Consider the following 18,426-nt stretch of genomic DNA (forward strand, 5'->3'; position numbering starts at 1 on the left):
AATAAGCGGTTTATGAAATATTGATTCACAATATATACCCTAAATAATTCGAGTTGTAGGTAGGCGGCAATTGAGATAATCCCCAGGAGCTTACTCAAGTAAGTGACTGGGGTGAGCGAAAGCAGCCAACACCCCTGCAGCTTGAAGTATTAGGGGTAGGATGAGAAGAGAGTTTATGGCTGCGAACAAGCCGACGATCAAAGCACCGAGCAAATACGGTGACATCATTTTCAGTGCGCTGGTTAAACTGGCTGCGCTGATTACCCTATTTCTGTTGGGCGGCATTATCATTTCATTGATTATTGCTTCCTGGCCAAGTATCGAGAAATTTGGTTGGGCCTTCCTGTGGACCAAAGAGTGGGATGCCCCGGCTGAACAGTTTGGTGCCTTAGTGCCGATTTACGGCACCGTGGTTACCTCGGTGATCGCCCTACTGATCGCGGTTCCGGTCAGTTTTGGTATTGCCCTGTTCTTAACTGAACTGGCACCAAACTGGTTAAAACGCCCGCTAGGGGTGGCAATCGAACTGTTAGCGGCGATCCCCAGCATTGTTTACGGCATGTGGGGCTTGTTTGTCTTCGCCCCCCTCTTTGCCCGCTATTTCCAAGAGCCTGTCGGCAACGTGATGTCCGGCATCCCCATTGTGGGTGTGCTGTTCTCTGGCCCGGCATTCGGTATCGGGATTCTGGCTGCGGGTATCATCTTAGCCATCATGATTATTCCTTACATTGCAGCGGTCATGCGCGATGTGTTTGAACAAACGCCGGTGATGATGAAAGAGTCGGCTTACGGCATTGGCTGCACTACATGGGAAGTGATCTGGCGCATTGTGCTGCCTTATACCAAAAATGGGGTTATCGGTGGCGTGATGTTGGGGCTGGGTCGTGCATTAGGGGAAACCATGGCGGTAACCTTTATTATCGGCAACACCTATCAGCTCGACAGCTTCTCGCTGTTTATGCCGGGCAACAGTATTACCTCCGCGTTGGCGAATGAGTTTGCCGAAGCTGAATCGGGCTTACACACCGCAGCATTGATGGAGTTGGGCCTGATCCTGTTCGTCATTACCTTTATCGTGTTGGCTTTATCTAAGTTAATGATTCTGCGTCTGGCTAAGAAAGAGGGGCGCTAAGATGGCGACGATGGATATGCAAAGTGACGCGACGCTGATGGAAACCCGCCGTAAAAAGCAGGCATGGCGTCGTCAAAAGAACCGCATTGCCTTATTACTTTCAATGGCAACAATGGCGTTTGGCTTGTTTTGGTTAGTGTGGATTTTATTCTCGACCATAACCAAAGGCATTGATGGTATGTCGCTGGCGCTGTTTACTGAGATGACACCGCCACCCAATACCGCCGGGGGCGGTTTGGCGAATGCGATTGCCGGTAGTGGGTTGTTAATCCTATGGGCGACAGTGATTGGTACGCCACTGGGCATCATGGCGGGGATCTATCTGGCGGAATATGGCCGTAAATCCTGGCTGGCGGAGATCACCCGCTTTATCAATGACATTTTGTTATCAGCGCCCTCTATTGTTGTCGGCCTGTTTGTCTACACCATCGTGGTCGCCAAGATGGAGCACTTCTCCGGTTGGGCCGGGGTGATTGCACTGGCGCTGTTACAAGTGCCGATTGTTATCCGCACCACTGAGAACATGTTGAAACTGGTGCCTGATAGCCTGCGTGAAGCCGCTTATGCACTGGGAACACCGAAGTGGCGCATGATTTCAGCCATTACGCTGAAAGCCTCTATCTCCGGTATTTTAACTGGCATCTTGTTGGCAGTGGCGCGTATTGCTGGCGAAACGGCACCCTTGCTCTTCACATCGCTCTCCAACCAGTTCTGGAGTACCGATTTGACTCGGCCAATTGCTAACTTGCCGGTCACCATCTTTAAATTTGCCATGAGCCCGTTTGCTGAATGGCAACAACTGGCTTGGGCCGGGGTGCTTCTGATTACCCTGTGTGTCCTGTTACTGAATATTCTGGCCCGGGTTATTTTCGCTAAGAAAAAGTACTGATTAGCAAAGAAAAAAACCGATTCGCCAATAAATTCCAAAATGCGGCTCCGGCGGCATTGGCTAAAAGAGAGAAGTCTTGATGAGTATGGCTACTGACACTAACAACAGCAAAATTCAGGTTCGTGACCTGAACTTCTACTACGGTAAATTCCATGCGCTGAAGAATATCTCGCTGGATATTGCCAAAAATCAGGTCACAGCATTCATCGGCCCATCAGGTTGCGGTAAATCGACACTGCTGCGGACATTCAACAAAATGTATCAGCTGTATCCGGATCAACGCGCTGAAGGTGACATCTTGCTGGATGGCCAGAATATCCTGACCGATAAACAAGATATTGCGTTGTTACGGGCTAAAGTGGGCATGGTTTTCCAAAAACCGACGCCATTCCCCATGTCGATTTACGATAACATCGCTTTTGGCGTAAAACTGTTTGAAAACCTGTCGCGTGCTGATATGGATGAGCGGGTGCAATGGGCGCTGACCAAAGCGGCTTTGTGGAATGAAACCAAAGATAAGCTGCACCAGAGCGGGTATAGCTTGTCGGGTGGACAACAACAGCGCCTCTGTATTGCGCGTGGTATCGCCATTCGCCCTGATGTTTTGCTGCTTGATGAACCTTGCTCGGCGCTTGACCCGATCTCCACTGGCCGCATTGAAGAGCTGATCAGCGAATTGAAGTCTGATTACACGGTGGTGATTGTGACGCACAACATGCAGCAAGCGGCTCGTTGCTCAGATCACACAGCATTTATGTATTTGGGCGAACTAATTGAATTCAGTGATACCGATACATTGTTTACTGCACCACAGCAGAAGCAGACGGAAGATTATATCACCGGTCGCTATGGCTGATTGGCCTATCCCATTAGGGCTATTTTATTTGCCATTTTGAACCAGGGCAGTGCTCAGAATCCTCACGTACTACGTGTACGCTCCGGTTCTTCCGCGCTGTCCGTGTTCAAACTGACTGCAACAATTACGCCTACTGGGATAGGCCCATACTACTTTCATTTCGCCTACTTGTACGGGAAGTATCATGGATAACTTAAATCTTAATAAACATATTTCCGGCCAGTTCAACGCAGAGCTTGAGCATATCCGTACCCAAGTTTTAACCATGGGTGGGCTGGTGGAGCAACAATTATCTGACGCGATCACCGCCATGCATAATCAGGACGGTGAGCTAGCCAAGCAGGTCATTGCTGGCGATAAAAAGGTCAATATGATGGAGGTGGCGATTGATGAAGCCTGTGTGCGCATCATTGCCAAACGTCAGCCCACCGCCAGCGATTTACGGTTGGTGATGGCGATCATTAAGACTATTTCTGAGCTGGAACGTATCGGTGATGTGGCGGATAAAATCTGCCGTACCGCGTTGGAAAAGTTCTCCCATCAGCACCAACCTTTGCTGGTCAGCCTAGAGTCGTTAGGCCGCCACACAGTGCAGATGTTGCATGACGTGCTGGATGCTTTCGCGCGCATGGATCTGGATGAAGCGATCCGAATTTATCGCGAAGATAAGAAGGTCGATCAAGAGTATGAGGGCATCGTGCGCCAATTGATGACCTATATGATGGAAGATCCGCGAACCATTCCCAGTGTGCTCACCGCGCTATTCTGTGCTCGCTCCATTGAGCGTATCGGCGACCGCTGCCAGAATATTTGTGAATTCATTTTCTACTTCGTCAAAGGGCATGATTTCCGCCATCTTGGTGGCGATGACTTAGAGAAGCTGCTTTCCAGTAAAACTGAAAAATAATCCTCTCCCCCAGTCAGGTTGAGCATTGAGACTTGATTGGGGGACGATTCATGCCAGACCAGAATACCTTAGTGAGTCTCATTCTCCTTACATATGCCTCTCCGCCACTCTCCCTTGCCATTTTTTCCACTTCTTTCCGCAATATAATCAGACTAACCGACTGAGAACAATTGGTTATAAATATATCGTTTTATATTATTTCCTGACCTAACGATGAATTGATAGCTTATCCACATCGCAACATCTCAATCATCTTAGGAGCTTTCAATGAAGCCATCTCTGACCACAAAAAAAAGCATACTGGCATTAACCTTACTGGCTGGCTTGGCAACACTTTCTGGTGCTGCTCACGCCGATAAATTGGATGATATCAAGCAAGCGGGTGTGGTGCGGATTGCTGTTTTTGATAGCAACCCTCCTTTTGGTTATATCGATCCGCAGACTAAAAAGCTGGTGGGTTATGACGTCGATGTGGCGAACGCGATTGCGAAGGATTTAGGGGTAAAAGTTGAACTGCGGGCCACTAACCCCGCGAACCGTATTCCGCTGCTGACATCGAAAAAAGTGGATCTGATTGCGGCTAACTTCACCATCACTGACGAACGCGCCAAGGAAGTTAACTTCAGCCTGCCCTATTTTGCTACCGGCCAGAAATTTATCGCCCATAAAGGCGTGCTGAAAACGCCAGAAGATATCCGCAAGTTACGTATCGGGGCGGATAAAGGCACCGTCCAAGAGATCACCCTCCGTGAGCATTATCCAACGGCAAAAGTGATCTCTTATGATGATACGCCACTGGCATTTACTGCCCTGCGTAATGGCAACGTTCAAGCTATCACTCAGGATGATGCAAAATTAGTGGGTCTGCTGGGCAACTTGCCGGCGGCACAAAAAGCGGATTTTGAGATCTCACCTTTCAGTATCACCAAAGAGTACCAAGGTGTCGGCATTCCTAAGGGTGAAGAGCGTTTAACAGCAACAGTGAACGAAACACTGGTTAAACTGGAAAAAGATGGCGAAGCAGCTAAGATTTATGACCGCTGGTTCGGGCCGGCAACCAATGCCGCCCAACCACGTGGCGAGTTTAAATTTGCACCGTTAGATCAACAGCCTAAGGCTTGAGTTAACGCGTGAAACACCTAAGCCCCGCATTATGATGATGTGGGGCTGTTTGCATTTAAGCGGGTATAGGGATATATGAATCTACATCATCTCACTGATTGGTTGCTGGCCCCGCAATATCTCGGCTGGCTGTGGGACGGTTTTCTACTCACCTTGTGGATCTCCGCCTGCACCGTGGTGGCCTCAACCTTATTGGGCTTTTTATTGGCGGCGGCCCGAGATAGCGAAAACAGAGCGCTACAGTGGTTTGCCATGGGTTACAGCACGTTATTTCGCAACACGCCACTGCTGATCCAGTTGTTCTTTTGGTACTTTGCCGCCAGCCAATTCCTGCCCGCCTCTTGGATTCCTTGGCTAAATTCTCCCCATGAAATTAGGGCGTTCGGGTTAACACTGAGCTGGCCCTCATTTGAGTTTTTGGCGGGATTTATTGGGCTGACCCTCTACTCCACGGCGTTTATTGCTGAAGAGCTGCGATCCGGTATCAGTGGGGTGGCGAAAGGGCAAAAATATGCTGCGCAGGCTTTGGGGTTGACGGGGTGGCAATCCATGCGCCATGTGGTGTTGCCGCAGGCGCTGAAAATCGCGATGCCGCCCTTGCTGGGCCAATATATGAATATTATTAAAAACTCCTCTTTGGCGATGGCGATTGGTGTCGCCGAACTCTCCTATGCTTCCCGTCAGGTTGAAACCGAGACATTGCGGACGTTTCAAGCATTTGGCGTGGCGACGGTGCTCTATATCGCCATTATTGCACTGATCGAGGCGTGGGGCATGTGGCGTCAACAACGAACCGCCGTCAGGGGGCATTAAGATGGATTTTACAATTATTGCTGATAACTGGAGTTATCTGCTGTGGGGAACCTACCCGGATGGCCCGCTGGGGGGGGCAGCATTAACCGTGCTGATCAGCCTTATGGCTGGGGTAGCCTCCGCCATTTTAGGCACAATATTGGGGGTGGCACTGGCGATGTCCCGTGGTGTCTGGGCGGGCATCTTAGCGGCTGTTTTAGGTTTTTTCCGCGCCATTCCCGTGATTATGCTGATTTTTTGGACCTATTTCCTGCTGCCGATTGTGTTTGGCGTGGATATCCCAGAAATCACGACCGTGGTGTGCGCGCTGGCGTTAATTTCCTCCGCCTATCTGGCGCACGCGGTGAAAGCGGGGATTGTGGCGATCGGCGCGGGTCAGTGGCAGGCGGGGTTGTCGCTCGGTTTTAACCGCTGGCAGGTTTTATGGTTTGTGGTGTTGCCGCAAGCGCTGCGCATGATGGTGCCATCATTTATTAATCAATGGATCTCATTGATTAAAGATACCTCGCTGGCTTATATCGTCGGGGTGAATGAGCTGACGTTTTTGGCGACGCAGGTCAATAATCGCAGCATGGTTTACCCGATGGAAGTGTTCCTGTTTGTTGCGCTGGTTTACTTTGTTTTATGTCTGGCGCTGGATCTGCTGGCGAATGGCCTCAATCGCCGTTTCAGCCCGCAACATGCCATTAAAAAGCAGAGCGCCATTAAACGTTCATGGCGCTGGTGGCGAAATAAAGTGGCACTGCCCGCTACGAGTCGCGGGTGATACGCCAGCCTTTTTCGCGCCATAAATCAGGCAGTTGCTGCATATCATCGAACATGGTGACCCGCGGGTGGTAGATCGGCTGATTGTGCGGATCGGCGCAGTAGTAAAATACCAGAATACCTGCCGCGATACCGGCATGTGTTCCGGCAGCGGAGTCTTCCACCAGAATGCAGTGCTCAGCCGCGACCTGCATCTCTTCTGCCGCATGGTAAATCAGCGCCGGATCAGGCTTCCAGCGCTGAATGTCGTAGCCGCTATAGAGTCGGTCTTCAAAGAAGGGGCGCAAGCCAGTGAGGCCAAGGGAGTGCTGCATTTTGCTGACCGGCCCATTGGAGACCACACAAACCGGCACGCTGATCTGTTCTAACAGCGCCTTGGCACCCGCGATCGGTTGTAATTCGGCATCAAATAGGCGGGCGACTTCGGCGCGATAGAGTTTTTCCAGCACTTCTATCGGTTCATCCAGCCCATTCTCTTGACTCACCAGCGCGACGATTTCATTCAGTTTCACGCCTTTAAAGCGCTTAATCACCTCTTCCAGTGATAAGTGGATGTCATAATGGGCAAACATCACGACGTAAGCCTGACAGCACAGCACTTCGCTATCGACCAAGGTTCCATCGCAATCGAACATGACGCATTGAATGTTATTCACGTAACTAATCCTTCAATAGAGTAAGCCCTTCAATTAACTCCACTTTAGCCATCCTGCCCAAGAATGCGACGTTTATTGCCCCTGTTAGCAATAAAAATAATAACAAATAACTAAAATTCAATAAGTTGAATAACGCAGCGGGAGAGGGTGCAGATGTTGCGCAACAACGACGATAAAAAACCCACAAAAAAGAGTGTGATCCCGCTCAAAACAACGGTTTTTTGTTATAGGATGTCCGTAACTATCACTCCCTTCTGTGGAACTCCTTAAATGAGTAAACCAAACCTTGATACTGAGCAGGGGCTGCTCGAACGTGTTTTTAAGCTGAAGCAACACGGCACCACGGCACGAACTGAGGTGATCGCCGGTATCACTACCTTCCTGACTATGGTCTATATCGTGTTCGTGAACCCGCAGATTTTAGGGGTAGCGGGGATGGATATACCGGCTGTCTTCGTCACCACCTGCCTGATCGCCGCTTTTGGCAGCATCTTTATGGGCTTGCTGGCGAATTTACCCGTGGCACTGGCCCCGGCGATGGGGCTGAACGCCTTCTTCGCTTTTGTGGTGGTTGGCGCGATGGGCATTTCATGGCAGGTTGGCATGGGTGCGATTTTCTGGGGCGCAATCGGTTTCCTATTGCTGACCATTTTCCGCATCCGTTATTGGATGATCGCCAACATTCCGCTGAGTTTGCGGGTGGGGATCACTAGCGGTATCGGCCTGTTTATTGCCATGATGGGGCTGAAAAATGCCGGTATCGTGGTCGCAAACCCAGATACTTTGGTGGCTGTGGGGAATCTGACCTCTCACAGTGTGCTACTGGGGGCATTGGGCTTCTTTATTATCGCGATACTGGCATCACGCAATATTCATGCGGCGGTGCTGGTTTCTATCGTGGTCACCACTTTGATTGGTTGGGCGCTGGGCGATGTGCATTACTCCGGCATTTTCTCCATGCCGCCTAGTGTCACTTCTGTCGTCGGGCAGGTTGATCTGGCGGGTGCACTGAATATTGGCATGGCGGGAATCATCTTCTCCTTCATGCTGGTTAACCTGTTCGATTCATCCGGCACATTGATTGGCGTGACGGATAAAGCGGGTTTAACGGACGATAAAGGCAAATTCCCGCGCATGAAACAAGCGCTGTATGTCGATAGCATCAGCTCTGTTGCCGGTGCTTTTATCGGCACTTCGTCAGTGACCGCCTATATCGAAAGCTCCTCTGGGGTCTCTGTTGGGGGGCGTACCGGCTTAACCGCCGTGGTGGTGGGGATCTTGTTCTTGCTGGTGATGTTTATTTCGCCACTGGCGGGAATGGTGCCAGCCTATGCTGCTGCGGGTGCGCTGATTTATGTCGGTGTACTGATGACCTCCAGCTTGTCTCGCGTGAAATGGGATGATCTGACGGAAGCGGTTCCGGCGTTTGTGACTGCGGTGATGATGCCGTTCAGCTTCTCCATTACGGAAGGTATTGCGCTGGGCTTTATCTCTTACTGCCTGATGAAATTGGGTACTGGCCGCTGGCGTGAAATCAGCCCATGCGTGGTGGTAGTGGCACTGCTGTTTGTGCTGAAAATTGCTTTTGTTGATCACTGATCACTTGATTGACCATTGACCTTAAAACGCCCCCATTATCGACACGAGGGTGGGGGCGTTTTATTGATAATCTTATGCTTTCAACTGAGCGCTGATTTGCTCCAGTGCTTTAGTGGCACATTGCGCATCCAGATGCCCACCCGGCGCACCAGCAACACCCACCGCACCCACCACTTCATCACCGGCTTTTACTGGCACTCCGCCACCTAGCAGCAAGAAGCCCGGGATATCTTTCAGGTTATTGGCCGCAGGTGTTTTTTGGCTATTTTCCATAACTTGTCCGCTTGCTGTCTTGGTTGACAGCGCAGTAAAGGCTTTTTGTTCGCTGGCTTTAACGGTATGCGGCCCGGCATTATCTGCGCGTAGTACGGTTTTGATAATGCCGGCTCGGTCCACCACCGTGACCGCCACGTTATAGCCATCAGCCTGACAAACCGCAAGGGTGCGGCTCGCTAAGTCTGTCGCCAAAGCCAAAGAGAGGTTACGTTCAGTGTTGAGACCCGCAGCAGAGGCTTGAGTTATCAGGCCAATGAATAAGGCAGAGGTGAGGGCAATAGGCTTGATCATATAAAATCCTTACTGTTAGCGACGTGATTGTTAGCGACGTGATTTCATCACAGTGCCATCATCCTACGGCGATAAGCGGTGAAAAAACATTCGGCCAACTACCCCTTTTGCTAGGTACTTTTACGTATTCTTATTGGGAATGGCTGCCCATGAGTGGCGCGTAATAGTGAATCAGTAGCGCCAGCGAGCTGACCTCTAGCTTGGCGAAGATATTGGCGCGGTGGGCCTCCACGGTGCGCGGTGAAAGAGACAAAATATGCGCAATTTGCTTGCTGGTTTCCCCCTGAATAATTAGGGCGACCACCTCTCGTTCACGGGCGGAGAGTTGGCTGAGTAACTGCTGATAACCTATCTGCTGGCGGTGAGTGGCTAGCGCCTGCTCATGTTGCTCGAGTGCCAGGCTGACGGTTTCGATCAGCACATCGGCATCAATCGGTTTGGTCAGAAACTCCAATGCGCCGCCCTTAAAGGCGCGGCGGCACAATTCAATGTTACCGTGCCCCGTCATTATGATGACCGGTAGCGAGCTATCACGAGCCTGAATGGCTTCCAGTACGGCGATCCCGCTTTTACCGGGCATTCTGATATCCACCAGCACACAACTGGGCTGGGTGACGACCAAAGTATCGAGGAAAGTCTGGCCGTCACTGAAGGTTTTGACCTCCCAGCTCATGGTGGCGAGAAGTGCAGCGAGTGCGGCGCGAACCCCCTCATCGTCATCAATCAGATAAATGTGTTTGGTCATGCATCCTCCCTGGCGTTATGGGAAAAATCAGGGTAAAGCACGCGCCCCCCTGTTCACTGTTACCTACTTTGATGTCGCCCCCCATTCGCTGCACCAATGTTTCGCACAGAGTTAGCCCCAATCCCAATCCACTCTCACGGGTGGTATAGAAGGGGGTAAACAGGTTGTCCAACTGCTGCTGGCTTAGCCCCGGCCCATTATCTTCGATTTGGATAACCCACTGTTTTGGTTGAGGGTTAACCCGGAAATAGACCGTCGGTGCAGGGGTATCTTGCAGTGCCTGAATCGCATTACTGAGCAAATTATGAAATACCTGCTCCAGCCATAAAGGGTCACTCTGGAGCGGCGGTAAATGAGCCGGAATATCACTGTGGATGGTCACGCTGGCGGCGGTAATTTCTTGTTTTAACAGCATGTTAACCCGCTGCCAGATATCGGCCACTCTGACTGGCTGTAAGTTGATTTGCCCACGGCTGAGCAGTGTCCGCAAGCGGTCGAGCAGCGCGGCGATGCGCTTAATCTGCTCAACCGAGGCCACCAGTAATGGCGCGACTTTCTCGTCCTGCGACGGCAACAGTCTTAGCGCGGTCTGGTTATAGGTCAGTGTCGCGGTAAGCGGCTGATTCAACTCATGGGCGATCCCGGTCGCAATCTCTCCCATCGCATTGAGTCTGGCCTGATCGGCGAACTTAGCCCGCTGTTCGGCATGTAAGCGGTATTGCGCCAACTGTTGCCAGCGGTGCCAACCATAGAGCGCGGCGGCGGTGATCAGGGAGAGCAGCAGGGCGGTTAACCAAGGTAAATCGCGCCAAATGGGGGTGGCATGGCCGATTAATGTGAATGATTGCGCCCCTTCTCCCAACGGCTTTTGCCACTGCCAGAAGCTTTCAGGCGCTGAATGCCCCAGCACCGCCAGTTGATGCTGCTGATAGCGCAACACCACACTGTCAAAATTGGCGGGTAAACCCACGACTTGCAGTAGCCGTTGCCCGCTAACCTGCAAGCCACTGCCGCTATAGGAGTTAGATAGACGGTAATCGCCGCCCTGAACTTGCAGGGTGAGCTGGCCCGCTTTTGATCTATCGGCGGTTGTTTGGCTGATGCCCACCAATTGTGGTAAATGGCGCTGTAGCTGTGTCAGTTGGTCCGGCTCCAGCGCCAAAAATAGGATTGCCTGTTGCTGCGCCAGTTGTTGGCTCAGCTCTCGGTGAGTGATGCGAAAATCCGCTTCACGTTCGGCTTGTTGGGTGTTCAGCCCGTACCAACCCAGCCACAGGGTGGATATCAGGGTTAGGGTCAGCCAGACAGTGATTTTAATGGCCATCGGTCAGCAGCATCCGCAAAAGAGAGTGGCAGTGTGGGTACGAAGCGGCTCCCCAATGCCCGCAGGCTTGTGGGGAGCGTTGGAATTGTAGGGGTAAGGGCTTACTTCACGCGAACACGATCAATGTAAGTGGTAAAAGCAGCTAACTGGCTGGTCAGGAAATCCAGTGTTCCTTGCTCGATCAACTCTTTGGCTTGTTCATCCACTTTGCTTTGAATCACCCCGCCCATAAATTCAGGCTTATTCATCACCATCGCATCAAGGAATACCAAAATCTGGCGTAAATGATATTGGCAACGCGCACCCCCCACTGGCCCCATTGAACTGGTTTGAATCGCCACCGGTTTGCCCGCCAGCGGCTGATTGGGCAAACGGGATAGCCAGTCGATTGCATTCTTCAAACCGCCGGGGACGGAGTAGTTATATTCCGGCGTCACGATAATCACGCCATCCGCCTGACGGATTTGCTCAGCAATGGCTTGCACCGTCGCTGGGAAGCCCTCTTCCTGTTGTACATCAGCATCATACAGCGGAATGTCGCGAATAGACGGCAGCGCTTCGATAGTGACGCCAGCAGGCGCTAATTTAGGCAGCGCGCGGGCCACCATCGCATTGTAGGAACCACTGCGCAAGCTACCTAGCAGGGTAACAATTTTAAGGGGTTGCTGTGACATAACGTACTCCCGATAAGTGAATAAATGATGCTGTTCCACCCCCAGAGTAGGACAAACTTGCGCGATATAACAATCACTATCTGCTGTCTCCCGCCTGAAAATTTCACTTAACTCTTTGTCATCAGCGGATTTATTGCACTGAAATTGTGATCGCCGGATAAAAACGGAAAAATCGTTTCAATCCGTTATCAAGTCTGCGCGTGGAATGCCGTTAATAGATCTTGAGCTATCCAGCTCTCTGACATTGAGCGACACGATAATGCTAAAAACCACTCAAGCCCGATTCACCTTACTCGTAAGTGTGTTTTTTATTCTTTTGCTAGTCATCACTGTGGTGGTGATTCAGCTTTTTGTGACACCACAACTCAAACAATCTGAAAGTACCATTGTTGGCAATAGCGTTGACCAAATCGCGACGGCCATCACCGCGCAAATGAATAAAGTGGAAGCACAAGCCCGCAGTATTACTCAGGCGGTTGCCATTATGGACAGTAATACCATCGACTCATTATTACCGGGGCTGGTGGATCAATACGGCGACAGCAATGTGTTTGGTGGCGGTATTTGGCCACTGCCCAATAAACGTGAGCAAGGAGTGGCTAAATTCAGCACCTTTTTTGCCCGAAATGGGGAAAATAAGTTAACGGTTAACACCCATTGGAACTCCCCGGAATCGCAGAATTATTTTGAGCAGTCGTGGTACAAAGATGGCTTAAATGCGCCGAAAGGCTTCTGTGCCTGGGCTAAAGCCTATCAGGATGACGCCAGCCCGCAGCCGAGAACCAACTGCGCGATGGCGATTTATAAAGGCAACGAGGCATATGGCGTTTCAACCATTGACGTCACTTTAGGCTTCTTTAACCGCTTGGTTAAAGAGATGGAGCAGAAAGTGAACGGCACCATTCTGATTGTCGAAGCAGATGGCAAGATTGTGGGTAGCAGTGCCTTGGCGGATGGCAAAGCAGAGCTAAAAAATCTGTCTGATTTTGCGAGCAGTTTGCCGATGGCAGCAGAAACTCAGCGGTTGTTGCCGCAAATGAAAGACCAAAAATCGCTGGAGAGCGAATTTGATGTCGATGGCACCTCTCACACCCTGTTTATCCGCCCGATCGCCAATAGCCCGTGGTATTTGGTGACTGACCTGCCAACCAGCTTACTGGTCAAGCAGAGCCACAGTATCCTGATGCATTTGGGGCTAGTGCAGATTCCTATCATGTTGTTATTGCTTCTGTTCTTGGTGTTCTCTATCCGCGTCTTTATGAAGCGCTTAGCGAATTTGAAGGAGAATATCACCGCACTGTCTGCGGGCGGGGCAGATTTAACTCAGCGCTTACCGGAGAGCAGCAGTCCGGAGTTCAATGCCATTAACCAGAGTTTCAACGCATTTATCGACTATTTGCAGCAAATGATGCGTCAGGTCGGTGAGAGCAGTCTGGCTATCGCCTCGGCATCGCGTGAAATCGCCAGCGGTAATCTGGATTTATCTGCCCGTACTGAAGATCAGGCCAGTTCAATTGAAGAGACGGCGGCTTCGATGGATGAGCTGACCAGCACGGTGAAGCAGAATGCGGATAACGCCAGCCACGCCAACCAACTGGCGATGGATGCCTCCGCCGTGGCGGTGAAGGGTAGCACGGTAGTGAAACAGGTGGTGGATACCATGGGTTCCATCAATCATTCATCGAAGAAAATTGTCGATATCATCAGTGTGATTGATAGCATCGCCTTCCAAACCAATATTCTGGCACTGAATGCGGCGGTAGAGGCGGCCAGAGCCGGTGAGCAGGGGCGTGGTTTTGCGGTGGTGGCATCGGAGGTGCGTAATTTGGCGCAGCGCTCGGCAACATCCGCCCGCGAGATCAAAAAGCTGATTGAGGATTCGGTATCTGATATTGCGATTGGTACGGGTTTAGTGGCTGATGCGGGCACCACCATGGATGATCTGATGAGCGGTGTCTCCAATGTGGCGGCATTGATGAATGAGATTATGTCATCTAGCCAAGAGCAGAGTCTGGGTATCGAGCAGGTTAATTTGGCGATTAATCAATTAGATAATTCGACTCAGCAAAATGCGGCGCTGGTGGAGCAAGTGGCGGCAGCGGCACAAGCCATGCAGGATCAAACCTTGCAGTTAGAAAGTGTGATTAGTGGCTTTAAGGTATAGATAGGAGTGTGAAGGGGTGACCGCACCTAGGGGCGCTTCGGTGGCTTACGCCACTACGACCCCAACGGCACGTTTCCCCTTCATTTGAATCTATAAACCCGTCCGGAGACTGTGGGGCGACTGCACCGATGGGCACTTCGGCGGCTCACGCCGCTACGACCCATTCGGCACATTTCCCCGCTTATCAATGGGCCATCAATCTCGGATTTTTACGTATTACTCGCGGCGAATTTTACTGGCAAATAAATTGCCCAGTGATTGGATTAATTGCACGGTGATAATTAACACAATGGCGGTAGTGACCGTCACAAAAGTATCAAAACGCTGATAACCATAAGTAATGGCTAAATCCCCAATCCCGCCGCCGCCGACAGTTCCCGCCATGGCGGTCGCCCCAATCAAACCAATAGTGGCGGTGGTCAGGGCCAATATTAGCGATGACAATGCTTCGGGTAATAGAAAATACCAAATCGCCTGCAAAGGGGTCGCGCCCATTGATTTTGCCGCTTCCAGAATACCGGGGTTCACATCCAGTAATGAGTTCTCTACCAGCCGACCAATATAGGGCGCGATAAAAATAATCAGCGGTACAATCGCCCCCGGTGTGCCAATAGTAGTATTCACAATCAGGCGAGTTAGCGGAATAATCGCGACCATCAGAATAATAAAGGGTAGTGATCGGATGATATTGATCACCGGATTAAGAATATTATAAAAGGTACGATTCTTAATTAATCCGCCCGGTCGGGTCACCACCAATAGAATCCCCAGCGGAATACCAATAAGAGAACCGATCACCAATGAGATACTGACCATCACCAGTGTGTCGTGTAGCGCTTGAACAAATTGATCCAGTGTAATGGCGGTTTCTATCATCAACTTATTTCCTGTATATCAATACCCGTTCCTGTCAGGTAACTGATGGCATCATCAATGGTGTGATTCTCACCGGTTAATAACAGCACCATGTGGCCGAGAGTGGTGTCCTGTATCTCTGACATGTTGGCAAACAGAATATTAACGCCAATGTCATATTGCTTGATGAGCTGATTTATCACCGGCTGAGTGGCTATCGACCCCATAAAGGCCAATCGGAATTGACGGCCTGCATGACTATGATTCAGCAATTTTTTCACACTCTCGGGCAAACTATCTTTTATGGCGGTGCGGACAAAATTAAGAGTAGTGGGGTGTGTTGGGTGACCAAATACGGTTAATACCGAACCCTGCTCAATAATTTGGCCATTCTCCATCACCGCCACCTTATTACATATTTTTTGAATCACTGACATTTCATGCGTAATTAGCAAGACCGTAATGTTGTATTGCTGATTAATTTTCTTCAGCAATAATAAAATTTGAGCGGTAGTTTGTGGGTCCAGTGAGGAGGTGGCCTCATCACATAATAGGATCGATGGGTTGGTGGCCAGTGCACGTGCAATACCCACTCGTTGTTTCTGACCACCCGATAATTCGTTAGGGAAGCTGTGGCTCTTATCACCTAGGCCAACAAAATCTAACAGTTCAGCGACACGCTCCTGAATAAATTTTTTGTTTTTTCCCAATAAGATGAGTGGCATAGCGACATTTTTATAAACCGTCTTTGATTCCAGTAAATTGAAATTTTGGAATATCATGCCAATGTCTTTTTTCAGCAGCCGGAGCTGCTCTTGGCTAAAATCATGCAGGTTTTTACCATCAATAATCACATTGCCTGATGTCGGGCTTTCCAGCGAGTTGACCATCCGTAATAAGGTGCTTTTCCCTGCACCGCTATAACCGATGATGCCAAATATATCGCCATTTTCGACAGTTAAACTGACATTATTCAATGCCTGTAATTTGATGCCTTTGCGCTCAAAGGTTTTAGAAATATGCTGAAGCTCAATCATCAGGTTATTCCATTAGTTCAGATAATCAGGCAGCATATAACCTGTATACTTTTCGTCTTCTAGAATATATTTTTTGAACTCAGGCGAGTGATATCCCGCAATAATATCTTTGGCAAACTCAGCGTCTCTGTTTTTACCCGCAACGGTAACGACATTAACAAATTGTGTGGTGGACTTTTCAAGTTGCAGGGCTGAAGTGAGTTTGATTCCGTTAGAGACGGCAAAGTTACCTTGAATGGCACCAAAGTCTACATCAGGCAGCGCCCTGACTTGCTGAGCATTATCCATCTCTTTGATCACCAGATGATACGGATTTTCTGCAATATCCTTCTGCGAGAAGGTCGCCGGATCAATTTTTGCTTTCAGCTTTATCCAGCCTATAGATTGCAGCAAAAGTGCCGCACGGTACTCGTTTGAGGGTTGGTTCGGGACTGAAATCCATGCGCCATCTTTGGGTTTATCTTCTTTTTGGTGCTTATTGGAGTACAGCCCCATGGGTGGCGTTGGCACCTGAACAATACCTGTATTATCAATACGTAGCCGTTCATTTATTGCTTGCAGATAGATCGGATGCTGCATGATATTGCCATCAATTTCACCTGTACTAACAGCATTATTAACCTGAATGCCATCATTGAAATCTTTATATTCAATGCGATAGCCTTTTTTTATCAAATAGGGGGCTACGCCTTTTTCGAATTGCTCTTTATACGGGCCAGGATTAAACCCTAATTTAATCAATTTCTTCTCCTCACTGTGAGCATTCAGTGAAGTTAAAATAATTAAGCTAAAGAGGGGGACTGCCAGTGAACGCATTCTCATCATCATTTCCCTGTGGAATAAAGTTTAATTCAGTGTCTAAAGAAGCATTTATTCACAAGGTTGCAGGTGATTGCGTTGGCGGTAAACGAAGAATATAGACTTAGCTTATCCATAATAAAGCTATGGCTGTGGCTATATTAGGAGAGCATCAGGAGAGTATCAGGGGGAGTCATAAGAAGATAATTAACCCACTGCGCGGTCGTGTTGTCGCGCAGCGAGTTTTATCGCGATAAAACTGAGTTTAGCCCTGAATCAGATTCGGGATTTTCACATCAGGATTAACATCGGCGTCATAGTCCACACCGTCGATCGAGAAACCGAACAGATTTAGGAATTCTGTTTTATAGCCAACAAAATCAGTCAGTTGATAAATGTTGTCATTGGTGACCTGATCCCACAACTGTTGTACTTGGCTTTGAACTTCAGGGGCCAGCTCTTTGTAGTCAGCACGCAGACGACCTTCCTGATCCAGGTGTGGTGCATTGCCGCACAGGCTCTCTTTATACAGCGAATAGACCTGCTCGATACAGCCTTCGTGCGTGCCTTTCTCTTTCATCACTTTGAATAACAAAGATAAATAGAGTGGCATCATTGGAATAGCAGAGCTGGCTTGGGTCACAACGGCTTTCAGCACCGACACTCGGGCATCGCCGCCGCCATGGGCTGCTAAGCTATCGCGAATCGCCAGCACCTTTTGGTCCAGATCCTTTTTGGCCGCGCCAATGGAGCCGTTCCAATAGATATCATGGGTGATTTTTTCGCCCAAATAGGTGAAAGCGGTGGTTTGCGCGCCTTCAGCCAGCACGCCAGCTTCCAGCAGTGCATCAATCCACATCTGCCAGTCTTCGCCGCCCATGACCGCAACAGTATTGTCGATCTCTTCTTGGGTTGCTGGTTGCAGCACCGCTTCTTTGATCACTTCTTTATCGGTATCAAGGCCACGGAACTTAACTTCATGACCGATCGGTTTCAGTGTGGAGTTGAACACTTCACCGGTTTTTGGGTGAGTACGGCGTGGCGAAGCCAGACTGTAGATCACCTGATCAACTTGACCTAAATCTTGTTTGATCGCGTCAATGGTGAGCTGTTTAATCTGATCGGAGAAAGCATCGCCATTGATGCTCTTCGCGTACAGACCTTTTTGCTCGGCAAACTTATGGAATGCCGCGCTATTGTACCAACCCGAAGTCGCGGGTTTGTTCTCTTCGCCAGGACGTTCGAAGAAAACACCCAAGGTATCAGCACCACAACCAAATGCAGCGGTAATGCGAGCTGCCAGCCCGTATCCCGTTGATGCACCAATCACTAATACTCTTTTTGGGCCGTTAGCGATTGCGCCTTTTGCGGTGACATAGTCGATTTGTTTTTTGACGTTGGCTTCACAGCCCGCCGGGTGAGCAGTCACACAGATAAAGCCGCGTACTCGTGGTTTTATAATCATGGATACCTCAAATTTAGGGATATAGTTAAGTGTTGAAGTCACTGGCAATGCTGATTTT

General features: G+C 49.8%; 18 protein-coding genes. 9 read left to right on the plus strand and 9 right to left on the minus strand.

What is annotated here, in order from left to right:
* The first annotated feature begins 175 nt into the window (after positions 1 to 175).
* The 7 genes from pstC (at position 176) to HRD69_RS05520 (ending at position 6,485) form a co-directional block, all read left to right on the plus strand.
* Complete coding sequence (gene pstC / locus HRD69_RS05490) at positions 176 to 1,132, plus strand: phosphate ABC transporter permease PstC (protein WP_032814809.1); 957 nt, start codon at positions 176 to 178, stop codon at positions 1,130 to 1,132.
* A 1-nt stretch (position 1,133) separates the two neighbouring features.
* Positions 1,134 to 2,021, plus strand: a complete 888-nt coding sequence (gene pstA / locus HRD69_RS05495) for a phosphate ABC transporter permease PstA (RefSeq protein ID WP_004875709.1) — start codon at positions 1,134 to 1,136, stop codon at positions 2,019 to 2,021.
* Between the two features lie 79 nt (positions 2,022 to 2,100).
* Positions 2,101 to 2,877, plus strand: coding sequence for a phosphate ABC transporter ATP-binding protein PstB (pstB, locus tag HRD69_RS05500; RefSeq protein ID WP_032814808.1), 777 nt, complete (start codon positions 2,101 to 2,103; stop codon positions 2,875 to 2,877).
* Positions 2,878 to 3,061: 184 nt separating this feature from the next.
* Entirely contained in the window at positions 3,062 to 3,784 is a 723-nt protein-coding gene (phoU, locus tag HRD69_RS05505) for a phosphate signaling complex protein PhoU (RefSeq protein ID WP_004875707.1), read from the plus strand.
* A 267-nt stretch (positions 3,785 to 4,051) separates the two neighbouring features.
* Positions 4,052 to 4,906 (plus strand): ABC transporter substrate-binding protein, encoded by an 855-nt coding sequence (locus HRD69_RS05510; protein WP_004875706.1) that lies wholly within the window; start codon positions 4,052 to 4,054, stop codon positions 4,904 to 4,906.
* A 75-nt stretch (positions 4,907 to 4,981) separates the two neighbouring features.
* Positions 4,982 to 5,719 carry an amino acid ABC transporter permease gene (locus HRD69_RS05515; RefSeq protein ID WP_004875705.1) on the plus strand — a complete coding sequence of 246 codons (738 nt, stop codon included), beginning with the start codon at positions 4,982 to 4,984 and terminating at the stop codon, positions 5,717 to 5,719.
* Between the two features lies 1 nt (position 5,720).
* Positions 5,721 to 6,485 (plus strand): amino acid ABC transporter permease, encoded by a 765-nt coding sequence (locus tag HRD69_RS05520; RefSeq protein ID WP_004875704.1) that lies wholly within the window; start codon positions 5,721 to 5,723, stop codon positions 6,483 to 6,485.
* Here HRD69_RS05520 and yieH read toward each other — a convergent pair.
* On the minus strand, positions 6,469 to 7,140 hold the full coding sequence (yieH, locus tag HRD69_RS05525; RefSeq protein WP_032814806.1) for a 6-phosphogluconate phosphatase: 672 nt from the start codon (positions 7,138 to 7,140) through the stop codon (positions 6,469 to 6,471). The genes HRD69_RS05520 and yieH overlap by 17 nt on opposite strands.
* Before the next feature lie 270 nt (positions 7,141 to 7,410).
* Between yieH and HRD69_RS05530 the strand changes: the two genes are divergently transcribed.
* Entirely contained in the window at positions 7,411 to 8,739 is a 1,329-nt protein-coding gene (locus tag HRD69_RS05530) for an NCS2 family permease (RefSeq protein WP_004875702.1), read from the plus strand.
* A 72-nt stretch (positions 8,740 to 8,811) separates the two neighbouring features.
* On the opposite strand, the gene HRD69_RS05535 is transcribed toward HRD69_RS05530, so the two are convergent.
* The 4 genes from HRD69_RS05535 to HRD69_RS05550 all read right to left on the minus strand — a co-directional run bounded on the left by HRD69_RS05535 (position 8,812) and on the right by HRD69_RS05550 (position 12,049).
* Positions 8,812 to 9,306, minus strand: a complete 495-nt coding sequence (locus tag HRD69_RS05535; protein ID WP_004875701.1) for a GlcG/HbpS family heme-binding protein — start codon at positions 9,304 to 9,306, stop codon at positions 8,812 to 8,814.
* A gap of 130 nt (positions 9,307 to 9,436) precedes the next feature.
* Positions 9,437 to 10,051: a response regulator transcription factor gene (locus tag HRD69_RS05540; protein ID WP_032814804.1), complete on the minus strand. Its 615-nt coding sequence runs from the start codon at positions 10,049 to 10,051 to the stop codon at positions 9,437 to 9,439.
* Positions 10,026 to 11,375 carry a sensor histidine kinase gene (locus tag HRD69_RS05545; protein WP_004875699.1) on the minus strand — a complete coding sequence of 450 codons (1,350 nt, stop codon included), beginning with the start codon at positions 11,373 to 11,375 and terminating at the stop codon, positions 10,026 to 10,028. Before HRD69_RS05545 ends, HRD69_RS05540 begins: the two co-directional genes overlap by 26 nt.
* A gap of 101 nt (positions 11,376 to 11,476) precedes the next feature.
* A complete protein-coding gene (locus HRD69_RS05550) occupies positions 11,477 to 12,049 on the minus strand; it encodes an NADPH-dependent FMN reductase (protein ID WP_032814803.1) in 573 nt (190 codons plus the stop codon).
* Positions 12,050 to 12,308: 259 nt separating this feature from the next.
* Between HRD69_RS05550 and HRD69_RS05555 the strand changes: the two genes are divergently transcribed.
* Positions 12,309 to 14,213 carry a methyl-accepting chemotaxis protein gene (locus HRD69_RS05555; RefSeq protein WP_032814801.1) on the plus strand — a complete coding sequence of 635 codons (1,905 nt, stop codon included), beginning with the start codon at positions 12,309 to 12,311 and terminating at the stop codon, positions 14,211 to 14,213.
* A 216-nt stretch (positions 14,214 to 14,429) separates the two neighbouring features.
* On the opposite strand, the gene HRD69_RS05560 is transcribed toward HRD69_RS05555, so the two are convergent.
* The 4 genes from HRD69_RS05560 to fabV all read right to left on the minus strand — a co-directional run bounded on the left by HRD69_RS05560 (position 14,430) and on the right by fabV (position 18,368).
* Positions 14,430 to 15,089 (minus strand): methionine ABC transporter permease, encoded by a 660-nt coding sequence (locus HRD69_RS05560; RefSeq protein ID WP_032814800.1) that lies wholly within the window; start codon positions 15,087 to 15,089, stop codon positions 14,430 to 14,432.
* A complete protein-coding gene (locus tag HRD69_RS05565) occupies positions 15,089 to 16,105 on the minus strand; it encodes a methionine ABC transporter ATP-binding protein (protein ID WP_004875696.1) in 1,017 nt (338 codons plus the stop codon). The genes HRD69_RS05560 and HRD69_RS05565 overlap by 1 nt, the downstream gene beginning before the upstream one ends.
* A gap of 12 nt (positions 16,106 to 16,117) precedes the next feature.
* Positions 16,118 to 16,927, minus strand: coding sequence for a MetQ/NlpA family ABC transporter substrate-binding protein (locus tag HRD69_RS05570; RefSeq protein ID WP_032814798.1), 810 nt, complete (start codon positions 16,925 to 16,927; stop codon positions 16,118 to 16,120).
* A gap of 241 nt (positions 16,928 to 17,168) precedes the next feature.
* Positions 17,169 to 18,368 carry an enoyl-ACP reductase FabV gene (fabV, locus tag HRD69_RS05575; protein ID WP_032814797.1) on the minus strand — a complete coding sequence of 400 codons (1,200 nt, stop codon included), beginning with the start codon at positions 18,366 to 18,368 and terminating at the stop codon, positions 17,169 to 17,171.
* Positions 18,369 to 18,426: the final 58 nt, after the last annotated feature.

This window comes from Yersinia mollaretii ATCC 43969, assembly GCF_013282725.1.
Lineage (GTDB): Bacteria > Pseudomonadota > Gammaproteobacteria > Enterobacterales > Enterobacteriaceae > Yersinia > Yersinia mollaretii.